This window comes from Pseudomonas sp. PDM10 (genome assembly GCF_014852295.1).
In the GTDB taxonomy this organism is placed as follows: Bacteria; Pseudomonadota; Gammaproteobacteria; order Pseudomonadales; family Pseudomonadaceae; genus Aquipseudomonas.
Map to the genome: position 1 here is coordinate 742936 of NZ_JACVBJ010000001.1, position 18722 is coordinate 761657.

The 18722-nt window shown below is 58.9% G+C and carries 21 protein-coding genes; 13 read left to right on the plus strand and 8 right to left on the minus strand.

Going from position 1 to position 18722, the window contains the following annotated elements; translation table 11 throughout:
- The first annotated feature begins 38 nt into the window (after positions 1–38).
- The 8 genes from IB252_RS03535 to IB252_RS03570 are packed head-to-tail and all read left to right on the plus strand — an operon-like array spanning position 39 to position 6022.
- Positions 39–794, plus strand: coding sequence for a heme ABC transporter permease (locus IB252_RS03535; RefSeq protein WP_111451896.1), 756 nt, complete (start codon positions 39–41; stop codon positions 792–794).
- Positions 791–967 (plus strand): heme exporter protein CcmD, encoded by a 177-nt coding sequence (ccmD, locus tag IB252_RS03540; RefSeq protein WP_008145547.1) that lies wholly within the window; start codon positions 791–793, stop codon positions 965–967. The genes IB252_RS03535 and ccmD overlap by 4 nt, the downstream gene beginning before the upstream one ends.
- Positions 964–1419, plus strand: coding sequence for a cytochrome c maturation protein CcmE (ccmE, locus tag IB252_RS03545; protein ID WP_054596313.1), 456 nt, complete (start codon positions 964–966; stop codon positions 1417–1419). The genes ccmD and ccmE overlap by 4 nt, the downstream gene beginning before the upstream one ends.
- 3 nt (positions 1420–1422) lie before the next feature.
- Positions 1423–3411: a heme lyase CcmF/NrfE family subunit gene (locus IB252_RS03550; protein ID WP_192406819.1), complete on the plus strand. Its 1989-nt coding sequence runs from the start codon at positions 1423–1425 to the stop codon at positions 3409–3411.
- Positions 3408–3944, plus strand: coding sequence for a DsbE family thiol:disulfide interchange protein (locus tag IB252_RS03555; protein ID WP_192406821.1), 537 nt, complete (start codon positions 3408–3410; stop codon positions 3942–3944). The genes IB252_RS03550 and IB252_RS03555 overlap by 4 nt, the downstream gene beginning before the upstream one ends.
- Positions 3941–4414 carry a cytochrome c-type biogenesis protein gene (locus IB252_RS03560; protein ID WP_008145552.1) on the plus strand — a complete coding sequence of 158 codons (474 nt, stop codon included), beginning with the start codon at positions 3941–3943 and terminating at the stop codon, positions 4412–4414. The genes IB252_RS03555 and IB252_RS03560 overlap by 4 nt, the downstream gene beginning before the upstream one ends.
- Entirely contained in the window at positions 4407–5609 is a 1203-nt protein-coding gene (ccmI, locus tag IB252_RS03565) for a c-type cytochrome biogenesis protein CcmI (protein ID WP_192406823.1), read from the plus strand. The genes IB252_RS03560 and ccmI overlap by 8 nt, the downstream gene beginning before the upstream one ends.
- A gap of 14 nt (positions 5610–5623) precedes the next feature.
- Entirely contained in the window at positions 5624–6022 is a 399-nt protein-coding gene (locus IB252_RS03570; RefSeq protein ID WP_192406825.1) for a hypothetical protein, read from the plus strand.
- Positions 6023–6078: 56 nt separating this feature from the next.
- On the opposite strand, the gene IB252_RS03575 is transcribed toward IB252_RS03570, so the two are convergent.
- From IB252_RS03575 to IB252_RS03590, 4 genes are all read right to left on the minus strand, one after another.
- Positions 6079–6654: a PIN domain-containing protein gene (locus IB252_RS03575; protein ID WP_192406827.1), complete on the minus strand. Its 576-nt coding sequence runs from the start codon at positions 6652–6654 to the stop codon at positions 6079–6081.
- Positions 6651–7118 carry a helix-turn-helix domain-containing protein gene (locus IB252_RS03580; protein ID WP_111451901.1) on the minus strand — a complete coding sequence of 156 codons (468 nt, stop codon included), beginning with the start codon at positions 7116–7118 and terminating at the stop codon, positions 6651–6653. Before IB252_RS03580 ends, IB252_RS03575 begins: the two co-directional genes overlap by 4 nt.
- Before the next feature lie 83 nt (positions 7119–7201).
- Positions 7202–8089: a LysR family transcriptional regulator gene (locus tag IB252_RS03585; RefSeq protein WP_192406828.1), complete on the minus strand. Its 888-nt coding sequence runs from the start codon at positions 8087–8089 to the stop codon at positions 7202–7204.
- Between the two features lie 132 nt (positions 8090–8221).
- Positions 8222–8941: an SDR family oxidoreductase gene (locus tag IB252_RS03590; protein ID WP_192406830.1), complete on the minus strand. Its 720-nt coding sequence runs from the start codon at positions 8939–8941 to the stop codon at positions 8222–8224.
- Positions 8942–9221: 280 nt separating this feature from the next.
- Here IB252_RS03590 and IB252_RS03595 point away from each other — a divergent pair, with 280 nt between their 5' ends.
- Both IB252_RS03595 and IB252_RS03600 read left to right on the plus strand, forming a co-directional pair.
- Positions 9222–9434, plus strand: a complete 213-nt coding sequence (locus IB252_RS03595; protein ID WP_111451904.1) for a type II toxin-antitoxin system HicA family toxin — start codon at positions 9222–9224, stop codon at positions 9432–9434.
- Positions 9434–9838: a type II toxin-antitoxin system HicB family antitoxin gene (locus IB252_RS03600; protein ID WP_056742059.1), complete on the plus strand. Its 405-nt coding sequence runs from the start codon at positions 9434–9436 to the stop codon at positions 9836–9838. The genes IB252_RS03595 and IB252_RS03600 overlap by 1 nt, the downstream gene beginning before the upstream one ends.
- Before the next feature lie 92 nt (positions 9839–9930).
- Here the strand turns inward: IB252_RS03600 and IB252_RS03605 are convergent, their stop codons facing one another.
- Entirely contained in the window at positions 9931–11136 is a 1206-nt protein-coding gene (locus IB252_RS03605; protein WP_192406832.1) for an MFS transporter, read from the minus strand.
- 235 nt (positions 11137–11371) lie between these two features.
- On the opposite strand from IB252_RS03605, the gene IB252_RS03610 reads away from it, so the two are divergent.
- Positions 11372–12001: a hypothetical protein gene (locus IB252_RS03610; protein ID WP_192406835.1), complete on the plus strand. Its 630-nt coding sequence runs from the start codon at positions 11372–11374 to the stop codon at positions 11999–12001.
- Positions 12002–12182: 181 nt separating this feature from the next.
- Here the strand turns inward: IB252_RS03610 and IB252_RS03615 are convergent, their stop codons facing one another.
- Together IB252_RS03615 and IB252_RS03620 are read right to left on the minus strand one after the other, a co-directional pair.
- Positions 12183–13181 (minus strand): sulfate ABC transporter substrate-binding protein, encoded by a 999-nt coding sequence (locus tag IB252_RS03615; protein ID WP_192406837.1) that lies wholly within the window; start codon positions 13179–13181, stop codon positions 12183–12185.
- A gap of 102 nt (positions 13182–13283) precedes the next feature.
- Complete coding sequence (locus IB252_RS03620) at positions 13284–14108, minus strand: ion transporter (RefSeq protein WP_192406839.1); 825 nt, start codon at positions 14106–14108, stop codon at positions 13284–13286.
- 218 nt (positions 14109–14326) lie between these two features.
- Between IB252_RS03620 and IB252_RS03625 the strand changes: the two genes are divergently transcribed.
- Complete coding sequence (locus IB252_RS03625) at positions 14327–16900, plus strand: autotransporter domain-containing protein (protein WP_192406848.1); 2574 nt, start codon at positions 14327–14329, stop codon at positions 16898–16900.
- A gap of 61 nt (positions 16901–16961) precedes the next feature.
- Positions 16962–17777 carry an alpha/beta hydrolase gene (locus IB252_RS03630; protein ID WP_192406850.1) on the plus strand — a complete coding sequence of 272 codons (816 nt, stop codon included), beginning with the start codon at positions 16962–16964 and terminating at the stop codon, positions 17775–17777.
- A gap of 17 nt (positions 17778–17794) precedes the next feature.
- Here the strand turns inward: IB252_RS03630 and IB252_RS03635 are convergent, their stop codons facing one another.
- Positions 17795–18709, minus strand: coding sequence for an urea transporter (locus IB252_RS03635; protein WP_192406852.1), 915 nt, complete (start codon positions 18707–18709; stop codon positions 17795–17797).
- Positions 18710–18722 lie beyond the last annotated feature (13 nt).

Here is an 18722-nt window from a genome sequence, read left to right on the forward strand (position 1 = left end):
GCTCGTGATGGCGAGCAGCAACCGTGATGGAAACAGTAATGAACTGGACTTGGTTTCATAAGCTCGGCTCGCCCAAATGGTTTTACGGCATCAGCGGCAAACTGCTGCCGTGGCTGAGTGTCGCGGCGTTGCTGCTGATCAGCGTTGGTGTAGTGTGGGGCCTGGCCTTCGCGCCGCCGGACTACCAGCAAGGCAACAGCTTTCGCATCATTTATATCCACGTTCCGGCCGCCATGCTGGCCCAGTCCATCTACGTGATGCTGGCGGTCTGTGGCATCGTCGGGCTGGTGTGGAAGATGAAGCTGGCCGACGTCGCCCTGCAATGCGCGGCGCCCATCGGCGCCTGGATGACCGCCGTGGCGCTGGTCACCGGTGCGATCTGGGGCAAACCGACCTGGGGCTCGTGGTGGGTCTGGGATGCACGACTTACGTCCATGCTTATTCTGCTGTTTCTGTACTTCGGTCTTATTGCGCTGGGCAATGCGATCAGCAATCGTGACAGTGCCGCCAAGGCCTGCGCGGTATTGGCGATTGTCGGCGTGATCAACATCCCGATCATCAAATACTCGGTGGAGTGGTGGAACACCCTGCACCAGGGCGCGACGTTCACCCTCACCGAAAAACCGGCAATGCCCGCCGAGATGTGGCTGCCACTGCTGCTGACGGTGCTGGGTTTCTACTGTTTCTTCGGCGCGGTGTTGCTGCTGCGCATGCGTCTTGAAGTGCTCAAGCGCGAAGCCCGCGCCAGTTGGGTCAAGGCCGAAGTGCAGAACAGTCTGGAGGCCGCTCGATGAGTTTTGCTTCATTCGGCGACTTCCTCGCCATGGGCCATCATGCCCTGTATGTCTGGTCAGCCTATGGCATCTGCCTGGCGGTGCTGGCCCTCAACGTGGCGGCGCCAATCCTGGCCCGCAAGCGGTATCTGCAACAAGAGGCGCGTCGTCTGCGCCGGGAGAACGGCAAGTGAATCCGCTGCGCAAAAAGCGTCTTATCATCATTCTCGCGATCCTGGTCGGCGTCGGTGCTGCCGTCGGCCTGGCCCTGAGCGCCCTGCAGCAAAACATCAATCTGTTTTACACCCCGACCCAGATCGCCAACGGCGAAGCCCCGCAAGACACGCGCATCCGCGCCGGCGGCATGGTCGAGAAAGGTTCGCTGCAACGTTCCGGCGATTCGCTGGACGTGAAATTCATCGTCACCGACTTCAATAAATCCGTAACCATCACTTATCGCGGCATCCTTCCGGACCTGTTCCGCGAAGGGCAGGGCATCGTTGCCCTGGGCAAGCTCAACGCCGACGGCGTGGTGGTGGCCGACGAAGTGCTGGCCAAGCACGATGAAAAGTACATGCCGCCGGAAGTGACCAAGGCTTTGAAAGACAGTGGTCAATCTGCTCCAACGCCCGCGAAGGAGGGTTGATCGATGACGTCTGGACTCTATATTCCTGAACTCGGCCATCTGGCCATGATTCTGGCGCTGTGTCTCGCGCTGGTTCAGGCCGTGGTGCCGTTGCTCGGTGCCTGGCGCGGTGACCGCTTGTGGATGAGCCTTGCTCAACCGGCCGCCTGGGGGCAATTCGCGTTTCTGCTGTTCTCCTTCGGTTGCCTGACTTACGCCTTCATGACCGACGATTTCTCCGTCGCCTACGTTGCCAGCAACTCCAACAGCGCCTTGCCGTGGTACTACAAGTTCAGCGCGGTGTGGGGCGCGCACGAGGGGTCGTTGCTGCTGTGGGCGTTGATCCTCGGTGGCTGGACCTTTGCGGTGTCGGTGTTTTCCCGACAGTTGCCGCAAGTGATGCTGGCTCGCGTGCTGGCGGTGATGGGCATGATCAGCACGGGTTTCCTGCTGTTTCTGATCCTCACCTCGAACCCTTTCGCCCGTATCCTGCCGCAGATTCCTGCGGACGGTCGTGACCTCAACCCACTGCTGCAAGACATCGGCCTGATCGTTCACCCGCCGATGCTGTACATGGGTTATGTCGGTTTCTCCGTGGCCTTCGCTTTCGCCATCGCTGCACTGCTGGGCGGTCGTCTTGATGCGGCGTGGGCTCGCTGGTCCCGTCCGTGGACCATCGTCGCCTGGGCCTTCCTCGGTATCGGTATCACTCTCGGTTCATGGTGGGCGTACTACGAACTCGGCTGGGGCGGCTGGTGGTTCTGGGACCCGGTAGAAAACGCCTCCTTCATGCCTTGGCTGGTGGGTACGGCGCTGATTCACTCGTTGGCGGTCACGGAAAAACGTGGCGTGTTCAAGAGCTGGACCGTATTGCTGGCCATCGCCGCGTTCTCGTTGAGCTTGCTGGGGACTTTCCTCGTACGTTCCGGCGTGCTGACCTCGGTTCACGCCTTTGCGTCCGACCCTGAACGCGGTGTGTTCATCCTGATCTTCCTGCTGTTTGTAGTCGGTGGTTCGCTGACGTTGTTCGCCCTGCGCGCTCCGGTGGTGAAGAGCCACGTTGGCTTCAACCTCTGGTCCCGGGAAACCCTGCTGCTGGGTAACAACCTGGTGCTGGTGGTGGCGGCCTCGATGATTCTGCTGGGCACGTTGTATCCGCTGATCCTCGATGCGATGACCGGCGCCAAGCTGTCGGTCGGCCCGCCATACTTCAACGCACTGTTCATTCCGTTGATGGCCTTGCTGATGGTGGTGATGGCGGTCGGCATGCTGGTGCGCTGGAAAGACACCCCGGTCAAATGGCTGATGAGCATGCTGACCCCGGTGTTGCTCGGCAGCGCCGCGCTGGCCGTGATCGCCGGTGTCGCTTATGGCGATTTCAACTGGGCAGTGATTGCGACCTTCATGCTCGCTGCCTGGGTGTTGCTGGCCGGTGTGCGTGACATCTTCGACAAGACTCGCCACAAAGGCCTGATCAAAGGCCTGCCGACCCTGACCCGCAGTTATTGGGGCATGCAGGTCGCTCACCTCGGCATCGCCGTGTGTGCCCTTGGCGTCGTGCTGTCGAGCCAGAACAGTGCCGAGCGCGACCTGCGTCTGGCGCCGGGTGAGTCCATGGACCTGGGCGGTTACCACTTCGTGTTCGAAGGTGCCAAGCATTTCGAAGGCCCGAACTTCACCTCCGACAAGGGCACCGTTCGGGTGATCCGCAACGGCAAGGAAGTCAGCGTGCTGCACCCGGAAAAACGCCTCTACACCGTGCAGAACTCGGTGATGACCGAAGCCGGGATCGACGCCGGTTTCACCCGCGACCTCTACGTCGCACTCGGCGAACCGTTGGGCGATGGCGCCTGGGCCGTTCGCGTCCACGTCAAACCGTTCGTGCGCTGGATCTGGTTCGGTGGTCTGCTCACCGGTTTGGGCGGTTTGCTGGCGGCGTTGGATCGCCGTTACCGGGTCAAAGTGAACAGCCGTGTGCGTGAAGCACTGGGCATGACGGGAGCCACGGCATGAGACGTTGGTTGATGCTGTTGCCCTTGGCGATTTTCCTGGTGGTGGCTGTTTTCCTTTATCGCGGTCTGTTCCTGAACCCGGCCGAGCTGCCTTCGGCGATGATCAACAAGCCGTTCCCGGAGTTTTCCCTGCCGGCGGTGCAGGGCGACAAGACCCTGACCAAGGCTGACATTCTGGGTAAACCAGCGCTGGTCAACGTCTGGGGCACGTGGTGCATTTCCTGCCGGGTCGAGCACCCGGTGCTGAATAAACTGGCCGAGAAGGGCGTGGTGATCTACGGCATCAACTACAAGGACGTCAACGCTGACGCCTTGAAGTGGCTGGTGGAATTCCACAATCCGTACCAGCTGGACATTCGTGACGACGCCGGCACTTTGGGTTTGAACCTGGGTGTGTACGGCGCTCCGGAAACCTTCTTCATCGACGCCAAGGGCATCATCCGTGACAAGTTCGTTGGTGTGATCGACGAACAGGTCTGGCGCGAAAAACTGGCGGCCAAGTATCAGGCGCTGGTTGATGAGGCCAAGCCATGAAGCGCTGGATAGCCGCAGCGGTATTGGGTTTGAGCATGGCCGGCGTGGCGCACGCGGCCATCGACACCTACGAGTTCGCCAAAGAAGGTGATCGCGAGCGTTTTCGCGAGCTGACCAAAGAGCTGCGTTGCCCCAAGTGCCAGAATCAGGACATTGCCGATTCCAACGCACCGATCGCCGCCGACCTGCGCAAAGAGATTTTTCGCATGCTCGGCGAGGGCAAGGACAACCAGCAGATCATCGACTTCATGGTCGACCGCTACGGTGATTTCGTCCGCTACAAACCCGCTCTGAACGCCAAGACTGCTGTGCTCTGGTTCGGCCCTGCCGGCCTGCTGCTAGGCGGTTTTGTGATCATCGCCGTGATCGTCCGCCGTCGTCGCGTGCAACGCGCTGACACCAAGGATGAGCTCTCTGCCGAGGAGCGTGAGCGCCTCGACCACCTGTTGGATAAAACCAAGAATGATTGATTTCTGGCTCGCTGCAGGTCTGCTACTTCTGGTTGCCCTGAGTTTTCTGCTGATTCCCGTTCTGCGTGGTCGTCGCGCCCAGCTTGAAGAGGATCGTACGGCCCTGAACGTCGCGCTGTATCAGGAACGCGTGGCTGAGTTGCAGACTCAGCAGGAAGAGGGCGTTCTCGACGCCACGCAAATGGACACCGGTCGCGCCGAAGCCGCCCGTGAATTGCTCGCCGACACTGAAGGCGTCGAGGCGCCTCGCGTGTCCCGCCTGGGCAAACCGTGGCCCTTGCTGGCGGCGATTCTGGTGCCGGTGCTGGGCCTTGGCCTGTATCTGCATTTTGGGGCGAGCGACAAGGTCGAACTGACCCGCGAATTCTCCCAGGCGCCGCAGTCGATGGAAGAGATGACCCGTCGCCTGGAACGTGCGGTCGCGGCTCAGCCGGATTCGGCTGAAGGCCTGTATTTCCTCGGTCGCACGTACATGGCTCAGGATCGCCCTGGCGATGCGGCGAAGATCTTCGAACGCACGGTGAACCTGGCCGGTCGTCAGCCGGAGCTGTTGGGTCAATGGGCGCAGGCTCAGTACTTCGCCGACGGCAAAAAGTGGTCGGACAAGGTTCAGGCCCTGACCGACGAAGCACTCAAAGCCGATCCGAAAGAAGTCACCAGCCTTGGCTTGCTCGGTATTGCTGCCTTTGAAAGCCAGCGTTATCAGGACGCCATCGATTACTGGAATCGCCTGCTGGTGCAACTGCCACCGGAGGACAGTTCCCGCGCCGCGCTGCAAGGTGGCATCACTCGGGCCTCCGAGAAACTCGAAGCCAGCGGTGGCAAGGTCGCCCAGGCGCCCGCCGCCAAGGTGGCGGCACTGCTCAAGGTGCGAGTGGATCTGGCTCCAGAGCTCAAAGCCAAGGTCCAGCCGGGCGACAGCGTATTCATCTTCGCCCGCGCCACCGCAGGGCCTCCGGCACCCCTGGCCGCGAAACGCCTGACCGTGGCCGACTTGCCGGCGACCGTCGAGCTGGGCGACGCCGATGCAATGATGCCGCAGTTGAAACTGTCGAACTTCCCTGAAGTCCAACTGGTTGCGCGCATCTCCCGCGCCGGCAAACCCACTGCCGGCGAATGGATCGGTCGCAGCCAGCCTCTGGCCAGCAGCACCACTGCGCAGCAAACACTGACCATCGACAGCCCGGACAAATGACAGGAAACGCCACTATGACCGCCATCGCCCGTATCACCCTGCTCAGTATGGTTTTGGGGTTAAGCGCTTGCGTGGTCCAACCGCAGCAGCCTGAACGGCTGCCACCGATCCCGCCGTCGCAGCCACGTCCGACGCCGTCCCCGACACCGGGCAAGCCGAGCATCCCGGCCAAGCCCGCCAAACCGCTGCCACGCACCTCCGCCAGCTTCGCACCGCCGCCGGGTGGCAACAGCCATTGGGACGCCAAGCTCGGCGTGTACGTTCTCGATGATCAGACCAACACCTTCTACCGCCAGCGCACGTACTACCGCTGGAACAACGGCTGGAGCCGGTCGATCAGCCCGAACGGGCCGTGGGAAGAGACAGACATCCATGGCGTGCCGGGCGGGTTGGGACGGCAATTCGGGGAGTAAACAGAAACGGCGATCTCAGGATCGCCGTTTTGCTTTTTGGAATCTGAGAAAGTCGTTCAGAGAATGGCGCGGTACTTGGTCAATGCCTTACTCGACTGAACCAAGCCTTGGCGAAATAGAAGATCAAGATAGCTGCTGACATTCATCGGTGGCATCTTCAATTGCTTGCGTTGGCGTTGCGCCGCCGTGACCACTGCTGAAGGGTCGAGGTTGAAGAGGTTGTCGACGAACTCGTCAGGATGCTGAGCCTCGATACCGAAAGGGCCCAATGCTTCACCGGGGAAGTCTTTCTGATTGAACGTGACAATGACGCTGGCGTTGCAGCGAATGGCGGCTGCCAGCACATGTCGATCATCGATGTCTGGCAGCTTCAGCCCTTCGATCAGGTCTTCGTATCCTGTGACACAAGCGTCGGGTAAGGCCTGATCCATCAGCCCGGATGTGCGATCCAGTTGCTCAACGGTTAGATCCGGACGGTTTCTCAGCAGATTGCGTTTCCATTCGTTGTGTATCTCCAAGGACCATTTCGCTCTGAAACGCCCGGAGAGCGCGAGCCACATCAGTAAATCTCTCAAGGGAGCGGGGTACAACACACATGCGTCATATACAGCGGTAAAAGAGGATTGCCTCACTCGTATCCTGTCCTTAACGCTTGTGCCTGCTCGGCGAGAAGCGTCATTGCTTGCTCGCTGGCAGTGTCGCGCCGGTTTTTATAGTCCATCAAATCGGCGAAGCGCACACGTCGGTGCTTGCCTGTTTTGTGGTAGGACAACTCGCCGGATTCAAGCAGCTTGATCAGGTGCGGGCGTGAGACGTTAAGCAGGTCAGCGGCTTCCTGGGTGGTCAATTCGGCGTGAACCGGGACTACTTTGACAGCGTTGCCCGCTGCTAGCTCAGCCAGAATGTCGACCAGTAACCTGAGGGCTGAGGTGGGCAGTTCGACAGTGTGAGCTTCATTCTGCTCGTCGAAAATCTGGATGTGCTGAGTTTCGAATTGAGTGGCGAGGTAGGCAGCCAGAGCGCGTTGGCCTTCGCTAGCAGCCTGAACTTCGCGCTCCATGGGTAGATTGATCGGTGGATGGATGACTGGCGACATGATGGTTTCCGACATTCTGAAAAAACAATGCTGGAAGGCTATTCGAATCAAACGAAAATCGCAATAAACGAAACGAGTGGGTTTCAGGCCTCCTTGGCCAACAACCCCTGCACATACTGCACAAACGCCCGAGCCTTCGCACTGGCCATTCTGCCCGTGGGAAACACCGCCCAAAGGTCCTGATTCGGCAACGTCCAATCCCTCATCACTTCCCTGACCGCGCCGTTGGCCAGTTCCGGGGCAAACATCCATTCGGACGCCATGGTCAGCCCTTGATGGGCAAGCACGGCTGCACGCAGACCTTCGGCGGCGTTGACGCGGATTCGCCCGCTGATGATGACGGACTGATCATCTGTCCCGTTGTGCAATTGCCAATTGGCATTACCGCCCAAGGTGTAGATGACCGCTTGGTGTTTGCTCAGATCGGCAGGGCAGGTGGGCTCGCCGTGTTTTTCGAAATAGTCGGGCGTGCCCAGCACCACGCGTCGACACTCGGCGATCTTGCGGGCGGTGAGGCCGGAGTCGCTCAAGGCGCCCATGCGCAAGGCGATGTCGACGCCTTCTTCCACCAGATTGACGTTGCGATCGTCCAGCATCAAATCGATGTTCAGGCCCGGGTTCTGATCGAGAAATGGCCCCAGGTGCGGAACGATGTGCAGCCGGCCGAAGGTCACGGCGGCGCAGATGCGCAGATTGCCGGTGAGGCCGCTGGCGGCACCGCGAGCGGCATTGTCGGCTTCGTCCGCTTCTTCGATGGCACGCTTGGACCGTTCGAAAAAGGCCAGGCCAGCTTCGGTGGGTGTCAGGCCTCGGGTCGAGCGCAACAGCAGCCTGACCGCGAGGCGCGCCTCCAACTGCGCGATGGCTTTCGAGACCGCGGGCTGGCCGATATTCAAGCGCCGGGCAGCGGCGGAAAACGAGCCGGTTTCCACCACGTAGACGAAGGTTTCCATTGCGCCGAGGCGGTCCATCCGAAGTCCTTGTGAAGATCAAATTGTGGGAGCGAGCCTGCTCGCGATGATGGCGGCACATCCAGCATTAATGTGACTGACAGCCCGCCATCGCGAGCAGGCTCGCTCCCACAGGGGAATTGATGTTGTTGGTTAGAACGCAGCTTTGCCGATTGAGGCGCCGCCATCGACAAACAAGGTTTGCCCGGTGATAAACCCGCTCTGCTCGGACAACAAAAACGCAATCGCCGCCGCGATCTCCTGCGGTTGCCCCAACCGCCCCATCGGCACACCGGCCAGATACCGCGCTTCACCCTCACTGCCCGGCGGATTGTTGGCGCGAAACAGTTCGGTTTCGGTCGGGCCCGGGGCCACGGCGTTTACCGTTACGCCGGTTTGCGCCAGTTCCAGCGCCCAGGATCGCGTGAAGCTGATCAACGCCGCTTTGGCCGCCGCGTAGGCGGTGCGTTGCGTGATACCCAGCACGGTCAGGCTGGAAATGTTCACCACCCGACCCCAGCCCTTGGCGCGCATGTTCGGCAGCAATGCCTGAGTGGCCTGCAATGCCGAATGCAGGTTGACCCGCATCACGTCGTCGAACGTGTCGAGGTCGATTTCCCCCAGCACCTGCGGGCGCACCAGACCGACGTTATTCACCAGCCCGTCGAACTCATAGGTCATGGCCAGATCCGCCAGCACTTCCTGAGTCAGTGCCCTGTCGCTCAGATCCAGCGGAAACAGGATGCCGGGAAAGCTCAGGTCGGGCGATCGGGCGATTCCGACCACCCGATGACCCGCGCGATCCAGATGCTCGGCGACCGCACGGCCGATGCCTTTGCTGGCGCCGGTGATGAGAAAGGTACGTCGGGTCATTGCACACTCCTTGAAAGAACATGCCGCGGCTCAGGCGGCATTTGATCGGTTCAGCCGCGAATCTCATCCCGCATCGCGTCAGGCTCAGGACGTTGAGTGTAATCCGGGTTGACCTCGGCGTAACGGATCAGGCTGAGCGAAAGTATTCATTCTTGGGAAGAATGCCGCGGCCCGCGATCACACTCTGTAAAACAACCGAGCGTCGAATTCCGGATTTTTGTGCTTGAGTAAAGGTAACTCTAGGGTTACTTTTGTTTGAGCCTGAGCAAGGAGGCTATTGGTGCAGAGCAGGCTATTGATCAAGGAGTTGGAGGAGGCTGGCTGGATGCTGGATCGGATTGCCGGCAGTCATCACCTCTTCAAACACCGATACAACCCGTACACGATACCCGTCCCTCATCCGAAAAAGGATTTGCCGATCGGGACGGTCAAAAGCATCAGGAGGCGAGCCGGGCTGTATTGCCCGGGAGCCAGTTATGCAGGAGATCCATAATGCAATATCCAATCTGTATCGAGTGGGGCGACGAGAACACCGCCATCGGTATTCAGATCCCCGATATTCCAGGCGCCGTAACGGCCGGGGATACGTTTGAAGACGCCTACAACGCGGCGGTCGAGATTGCCCACATCATGCTTCAGGAGATTGCGGCTGACGGGGAGTCGATTCCCATGCCTACATCTGCTGCCGCCCACCGTGGGAATCCGGACTTTGCCGACATGGGCTGGGGAATGCTGGAGCTGGACATCGCGCCGTACATGGGCAAAACCGAGAAGGTCAATGTGACGCTGCCCGGTTATGTGATTCAGCGTATTGATCGTTATGTGCGTGAGCACAATGTCAAAAGCCGCTCTTCATTTCTGGCAGATGCGGCGATGGAGAAGTTGGTTCGGCACTGAGTGATTTCAGTCACACAGCAATCGCAGGCAACCTCGCTCCCGTAGGAGCGAGCGGTGCCGCGGTCCGACTTGCCCGCGATGCTTTTAAAGCTTCACGCCGTCGCCAACGAACGCTTCTCTGAAACACTCAAAAACCGAATCAACGCCAGCAGTGGAAACGCGCTACCCACAATCACGATCCACAACCAGCCGCCGTGTTCATACACCGCACTGGCCACCGAGGAGCCAAACGCCCCACCGATAAAAATGCTGGTCATGTACAGCGCATTCAGGCGGCTGCGGCTTTTGGCGTCGAGGGCGTAGACCGCGCGTTGGCCGAGGACCATGTTCATCTGCACGCAGAAGTCGAGCACCACGCCGGTGACCGCGAGGCCAATGACGCTGTAGACCGGATGGATGAAGGCGGGTAGAAAACTCAAGCTGGCGAACAACAGGGCGAGCAGTGAAGCAACGCGGGTGTGGCCGGCATCGGCCAGTCGACCGGCAATGGGGGCGGCGATGGCGCCGATGGCCCCGACCAGGGCGAAGATCGCGATCTGGGTTTGCGACAAGCCATGATTGCGCGCCAGTTCCAGTGGCACGGCGGTCCAGAACAGGCTGAAGGTGGCGAACATGCACCCCTGGTAAAACGCGCGCTGACGCAACACCGGTTGTTGACGCAACAGGGTCCACAGCGAGCCCAACAACTGGCCATAAGAAGCGCTGTGATCAGGCTGGCGCTTGGGGATCGTCAGCGCCAACACCATGCTGATCGCCGCCATCAGCACCGCTGCAATCACAAACATCGCACGCCAGCCAAAATGGTCAGCCACCACGCTGGACACCGGTCGCGCCAACAGAATCCCCAACAGCAAACCGCCCATGATCCCGCCGACCACACGGCCACGAGACTCTTCCGGCGCCAAGTGCGCAGCCAGTGGAATCAGGATCTGCACCGACACTGAACTGAACCCCACCAACAACGAAATCAGCAGAAACACGTTTGGCTGATCGGTGAACGCTGCACCCAACAGACTGGCAATCGCCACCACGGTCGTGATGATCATCAAGCGGCGGTTTTCCAGCAAGTCACCCAGCGGCACCAGGAAAAACAAACCCAACGCATAACCGATCTGGGTCAGCGAAACGATCAGGCTGGCCATGGTGCTGGTCAGGCCGATGTCCGGCGCGATCAGGCCGATGATCGGTTGGGCGTAGTAAATGTTGGCAACGATGGCGCCGCAGCAGAAGGCAAACAGCAGCACCATGCCTCGGGTCATTGTTGCGGTGCCGTGGGGCACTGGGGTCGCTGGGTTCATAACGGGTCTCGCTGAGCAAAAGAGAATGCGCGCAGGCTAAAGGGCTATCGGAATGGGCAGAAGAGGGTTTGGAGTGATAGCAATCATTCCGTTGCGGAATGAGTGACGGACGTTTGTGATGCCCATCGAGGAACCTGGCGTCAAAACATTGAGGTCCGATGATACATTCACTTACATCCTGTTCGATAGCGTGCTTATGTTCTCTCCTCACGTTTCATAACCGGAAGGCACTTCCATGAATGCGATGTTTCGTCACCTGATTCGCGGCGCTTCAGTGGTTACCTTGATCGGCTTGTTCACGGCAGGTCTTGCCCAGGCTGCTGACGCGCCAGGCATGCGTATCGGGGTTCGCGGCGAGATCACCGGGGTCAGCCCCGACGTGCTGAAAGTCCACGTCAACACTGGTGAAAACGTGGTCATCAATCTGACCAAGGACACCAAAGTCCACGCCGTCACCCTGGCCAATATCGAAGACATCAAACCCGGCAGCTACATCGGTTCGGCAGCCATACCGCAGGAGGACGGAACCCTCAAGGCACTGGAAGTCCATGTCTTTCCACCGGAACTGGCCGGCAGCGGCGACGGCCATCGGCCCTTCGACCTAGCCAAGGGCAGCAGCATGACCAATGGCAGCGTGGGTGATCTGGTGGTCAGCAATGGTCGGGTCATGACCGTCAACTACAAGGGCGGCCAGCAGAAGATTCTGGTGCCGGAGGATGTGCCGATCGTGAACCTGGCGCCGGGGGATCGCAGCTTGCTGAAGGTGGGGGTGAAGATCGTGACGTTTGTGACCCAAAGTGCTGACGGGACACTCACCGCGCAATCGATCGCGGCCGGCAAGGATGGCGTGACACCGCCGATGTAACTGCTTGGCGCAAACCCTGTGGGAGTCGAGCCTGCTCGCGATAGCGGCGTGTCAGGCAACAAATTTATCGAATGGATAAATGTCATCGCGAGCAGGCTCACTCCCACAGGGGATCTTCAGCGAACACGAGCCACAAAAAAAGGCGACCTTCTCAGGTCGCCTTTTTCATTGGACTCAGGAATTACTGACCGCTGTAGATCTGATCAAAGATCCCGCCATCATTGAAGTGAGTCTTCTGCACAGTTCTCCAGTCACCAAAGGTCTTCTCCACCGACAGGAAATCCACTTTCGGGAAACGATCGGTGTACTTGGCCAGCACCGCCGGATCACGCGGACGCAGGTAGTTCGCCGCAGCGATCTCCTGACCTTCCGGCGACCACAGGTACTTCAAATATTCCTCGGCCGCCGCGCGGGTGCCTTTCTTGTCGACGGTTTTGTCGACCACCGACACGGGCGGCTCGGCTTCGGCGGAGACGCTTGGGTAAATGACTTCGAACTGATCACGACCAAATTCACGGGCAATCATTTCCGCTTCGTTTTCGAAGGTCACCAGCACATCACCAATCTGGTTGGTCATGAAGGTCGTCGTGGCGGCGCGGCCACCGGTGTCGAGCACCGGCGCTTGCTTGAACAGCTTGCCGACGAAGTCTTTGGCTTTGCTTTCGTCGCCACCGTTTTTCAGCACATAACCCCAGGCCGAGAGGTAGGTGTAGCGGCCGTTACCCGAGGTTTTCGGGTTTGGCACAATCACCTGCACGCCGTCCTTGAGCAGGTCAGGCCAGTCTTTCAGGGCTTTCGGGTTGCCTTTGCGGACGATGAACACAGTGGCCGAGGTGAACGGCGCGCTGTTGTTCGGCAGGCGGGTAACCCAGTTGTCCGGAATCAGTTTGCCGTTGTCCGCCAGTGCGTTGATGTCGGTGGCCATGTTCATGGTGATGACGTCAGCCGGCAGGCCATCGATCACCGAACGCGCCTGTTTGCTTGAGCCGCCGAAGGACATCTGCAGGGTGATGTTTTCGTTGTGCTCGGCTTGCCAGTGTTTCTGGAAGGCAGTGTTGTAGTCCTTGTAGAAATCGCGCATCACGTCGTAGGAAACGTTAAGCAGGGTCGGTGCGGCCTGCGCCATGCTGGTCAGTGCCAGGCCAGCGGCCAGAAGTGAGGCGCTAAAGAGTTTTTTCACTGCGCAGTCCTTGTTCGTAAAGTTTTTATTTAAAAGTGAGGCAATTTGCCAGCGACTATAACGGGGCTCGCATAGTCCCTTAAAGATTAAAAAATACTTTGCTTATTCCATTTTCTTAAACAACGCATTCCCGCATTGTGAGCAGAATGCCGCCCCATGCTCGTGGTTGTTTTTCTTGCACACCGGGCAGTCATGTTGCAGTTGTTCGCCGCGCATTGCGTTGGCCAGTTCTGCGGTGAAAATTCCCGTCGGCACGGCGATGATCGAGTAACCGGTGATCATCACCAGCGACGAAATCACCTGACCCAGCGGCGTCTTGGGCACGATGTCGCCGAACCCCACGGTGGTCAGCGTGACGATAGCCCAATAGATGCCTTTGGGAATGCTGGTGAAGCCGTGCTCCGGGCCTTCGATCACGTACATCAGCGTACCGAACACCGTCACCAGGGTGCAGACGCTGACCAGAAACACCACGATCTTCTGCTTGCTGCCGCGCAATGCGGACATCAGATAGTTGGCTTGCTTGAGGTACGGACTCAGCTTGAGCACGCGGAAAATCCGCAGCATCCGAATGATCCGGATAATCAGCAGGTACTGCGCATCGGCGTAGTACAACGCAAGAACGCCGGGCACGATCGCCAGCAAATCCACCAACCCATAAAAGCTAAACGCATAGCGCAACGGCTTGGGCGAACAGTACAGCCGCAGGCCGTATTCGATGGCGAAGATGACCGTGAAGCCCCACTCGATGTACGCCAGCAGGTCGGCGTAGTTCTGGTGAACCGCGTCGATGCTGTCGAGCATCACGATCACAATACTGGCGAGAATGATCAACAACAGGATGCCGTCGAAGCGCCGCCCAGCCACTGTATCGCTCTGGAAAATCATGACGTAGAGGCGCTGGCGCCAGTCGTTGTTACTGTCCATTAGGTCTTGCCCAAGCCGAAAATCAGAGAAGCGTGGGTGATTGACGAGGATTGCGCAAGCGGGACGCCGAGTAGGCCATGTTCAGCCGGTTTTAGTCGTTCATGGCTTAAGAAATTGATGATCTCGTCGATATAGCGACTTCCCACAGAACAAGAACCTTTGTCTCGATGTGCTGCCCGGATTTCAGGCGAGGGGTTTCAAAAACACACGGAAGCGATATGGATAGTAAGTTTTTCAAGAAAAGCCTGCTGGCAATGGTTATCAGCGCTTCGACCGCTCAGGCATTTGCCGGCGAGTACGACCTGGGTCAGGGTTTCAAGAACTGGACGGGTCAAACCCTTAGTGAAACCTTGACCCTGACCGGGCAACGGACCCGCCAGAGCAACACGGACAAAACGGGTGTCACGTTCTTTCAGAACACCGTCGCGGGCTCACTCATTAACCGGGGCGACTTCACGTTCGACGCTCAAGGCGCGACGGTGACCGGGATCGGACTGGATGTCAGTTTCCGCAACACCAGCGGCAGCAACATTCAGGGTGACTTCATCAATGCCGGCAAGCTTTCTCTTTCCAACGTGAATAGCGCTGAGGGAATCGAGATCGCCAATACCACTATCACCGGCAATGTCATCAATGCCGGGACTGTCTCCATCACCCAGGCATCGGGAGCCAATATCTATGGCTCGCCTGAGGGTATCTACCTCCATGGGACCACTATTGGCGGCGATCTGATCAACAGCGGTGTTGTCGATGTGCAGGGTGACTCTGTCACGGGGCTGATTCTGGATTCCCATGGCGTGCTTCCCGTGAGCATCGCCGGCAGGCTGCTCAACTCAGGGACGATTCGTGCCACGGGTCAGAACGCCTCCGCTTTTCACGTCGAGACCCAAACCAGCGCGTTGAGGATCGAGAACAGCGGCTCGATCATGAGCGTTGGCAAGAACTCCGAGGCTATCGTTTTTTTCGATGGTTCAGTCGATTATTTGCTCAACACCGGGACTATTGAGGCATCGGGTGAAGACGCCGTTGGCATCAAGCTCGACGGAGCCACTTTCACGCAGAATGCTGTGTCTGGCGCTCGGGGCATTATCAACGCCGGCAATATCACTGCGGACGGTGTTGCGATCCGGGTCGATGCGGACCAGACATCAGCGTTCGAGATCAACCAGCAAGGTGGCGAAATTCGCAGCAATCATGCGGCGGCCATCGATGGCGCAGGGTTGGCGCAACTGAACTGGACCGGCGGTGCGATCAAGGGCGATCTGCTCAACCTCAATGGGGTGAATGTCGCGGGTCAGGCCAATTACACCGGTAGCAAAATCGGCAGCACGGTTTCTGTGACGTCGGGCTCTCTGAATCTGCAAAATCAGGGGGTCGTGATCACTGGCGACTTGAACGTCGGTGCCAACAGTGGCATCGATATGTTGCTTTCGGATCGCGTCACACCCGCCACGCCTTATTTGACGGTGGACGGCAAGGCCACCTTCGCCCAGTCCTCCAACGTGACATTGAATGCCAAACCAGGTGATTTCACGCCGACCGCTGCCGGCACTCAATACACACTGGTCAAGGCCAGTAGCCTGCAGAACAACGGGTTGAGCGTCAGCAGTTCGTCTTCGTTGTTGAACGTCGCCAGCTATACAACCGATGCCCAGACGGTTAACGCGCTGGTCACACTGAAAAGTGACCATCAGGTGGATGAAGAGCAGGGAAGCATCGGTACTTCCAGCAGCACCCGCAAGATTCTCAATCGCTTCAAGAATGGCCCGCTGGGACAATTGAACAGTGATGATGCGGTCTTCAAAGCCTTTGCCAACGCCTCCTCCCAAGAGGAACTGGCAAAGCTCGGTGAGCAACTGGCTCCGGACGTCAGCGGTGGGGCGGTCAATGCGGCAGTGTCGGGTCAGGCGATGATGAATGGCGCGATCAGCAACCGCGTTTCCGGTCTGCGCTCGGGGCTCTCATCAGGGGATTCGCTGGCAGAGACCGGCGTATGGATTCAGGGGTTGAGCAGCAACCAGGATCAGGACAGTCGTGATGCGGTCGCTGGTTATTCGGCCAACAGCAGCGGTGTTGCTGTCGGGGCGGATGGCAAGTTGAATACTAATACCACCGTGGGTCTGGCCTATTCGTATCTGAACACTAACGTCACTTCCGATACAGGAGATAAAACCGATGTACAGGGCAGCGCATTGACGCTGTACGGTAGCTGGGATCTGCGCAACTGGTTTGTCGATGGCAGCCTCAGTTACGGACGCAATGACAATGACAGCAAACGTTACATCGCCGACAGCGTGGCCAAAGGCAGCTACAACAGTGACGCGTGGGCTCTGAGCGCCTTGGGCGGTTATACCTTCAAGCTCTCTGACCAACTGATTGTCGAACCCCGTGTCGCCGCACGTTACACCAATATTCAGCTGGACAGCTTTAATGAGCATGGCTCTTCGGCCGCCCTGCACTCCAATGCCCAGCGCTTCGAAATCGGCGAGCTGGGCGCCGGGTTGCGAATGGCTGCCGACGTGCCATTGCTCAATGGCACCCTTACACCTGAAGCGAGTGTGATGGCTTACCATGACTTCATCGGTGACCGGATCAATCAGACCTCCAGTTTCACCTTGGGGGGCTCGCCTTTCATTGTCTCGGGAGCCAGTCCGGTACGTGATAGTTATGAAGGTCGCATAGGGGTGAAGTATCAAATTGATGCTCTAACCCTGGGGACCCATTACAGCTATCAAGCGAAGACCGGTTTTAACGCCGACACCTTTACCCTTGAAGCGCGCTACGCTTTTTGATCGACTGGATTGCAACGGTTCGCGCGGGTGGGCCGTTGCGTCTGATCAACAGGTTAAAACCATGTTTAAAGCACTGGCTGCCATCGGCTTCGCGCTCCTCGGGCTCAGCGGGTGCTCGGGTAAAGTCGATTTGCAGGCGCTAAGCCAAGGCTCTTCGCTTACTCCTGGAACGCTCGATAGTTCGCCTTACACACTCATGGCCTTGCTCCCGCCACCAGGGGGCTACAAGCATCTGCGTGTGTACATTGAAGGCGATGGTCGGGCGTGGGCGACACGATCTCAACCGAGTATCGATCCGACCCCTCGCGTGTCCTTGATGGCGAGACTGGCCGCTGGAGATCGGGGGCCCAGTGCCTATCTGGCGCGCCCTTGTCAGTTCGTGACATCACCAGGCTGCAACCCTGATGTGTGGACTTCCGGTCGTTTCAACTCATCAGTCATAGAGACCATGAGCGCGGCCCTTGATCGTCTGAAAAGCCGCTTTGCCGTGGAGCAGTTCGAACTGGTCGGATACTCGGGTGGCGCGGCGATTGCCTTGATCCTTGCGGGTTCTCGTAACGACGTCACTCAGGTGCAAACGATTGCCGGCAATCTCGACCCGGTAAAGTGGGCGGAGCTGATGCAGCTCGCGCCATTCTCGAAGCCGGTGACACCTCTGGAGTTTCGCGACAAGTTGCGGGCGCTCCCGCAACGTCATTTCATCGGTTTGAATGACAAGGTCGTGCCGCCTCAAATGCTCCGGGTCTATACCACGCAGCTTCAGGGCAACTGCCTGGAAGTCGTCGAAAGCCTCGCCACCCACGATCAGGGATACGATGAAAGTTGGGACGCGCGATCGAATCTGCCATTGGCTTGCGAGACTGATCCATTGCGCTGAATGCAGATTCAGCCCTATCAGGCGCCACCCTTGGTTTGGCGCTCAATAGCACAAGGCGCACTGTCGACAGCGGTCTGGCGTAGCACTCGATTACCGGCACGGATCAGCCAGCAGGAGAGGATGAACGGCGCGGTCAGCGTTGGCAGACCGATGGTGGCAAACATCGGCGTCAGCAACAGCGCTGATGCAATACCGGCCAGCGGCAGCCAAGGCTTCTGGCGCTGCGAGCTGAGGGCGAGGGCGGCGAGGACGGCGTTATAGCCACCGAGGCCGATCAATGCGGTGTAGAAGTCGTGATGCAGCATGCTCCAGCCCATGCCCGCGACAGACGTCAACAATGCCCAGCAGAATGCGCGGCGATCAGCGATCAGCAAACCCACGGCAATCATCGCACCGGCCAGCGGATGACCGAGGAACATCACCTGGCCGAGGCCTTTGAGTGGCGCTGCGAGCATGTTCAGCGTATTGATTTCGATCAAGTGCGCATTGGTCGAGGGCGTGGCGAAGCACAGCAGCAACCAGCCCAGCCCCACGAAGGGCGCCGTATAGGCAGGCAGGTAGTGGCTGACCCGGACGCGCTTGAGCCATTGTTGAGTGAACATCGCGCTCAGGCCGCCAGCGGCGATGATCAGCGGCGGTAACAGCGCTGACCAGGGGAAGTAGAGGCTCAGCAGCAAACCGAGCAGAACACCGTTGTAACTGAAGAGTCCGGCCTGTCGATCGGCCTTGGCATAGCCGCGTCGTTGCGCGGTGAGCAACCCGGCGACACCGCCCAGCAGTGCACCGCCGAGCAGGGCGGGCGCGGTGAACAGAATGGCCAACAGGCACAGCAGACCGCACAGCGGGTTACGCTGGAGGAAGATCTGGCTGAAGCCGTTGAACAGGGCAGTCGCCCAATCGGGGCAGTGGGTGTTGAAGTGGTTGGCAGGCATGGCAGTTCTGAAA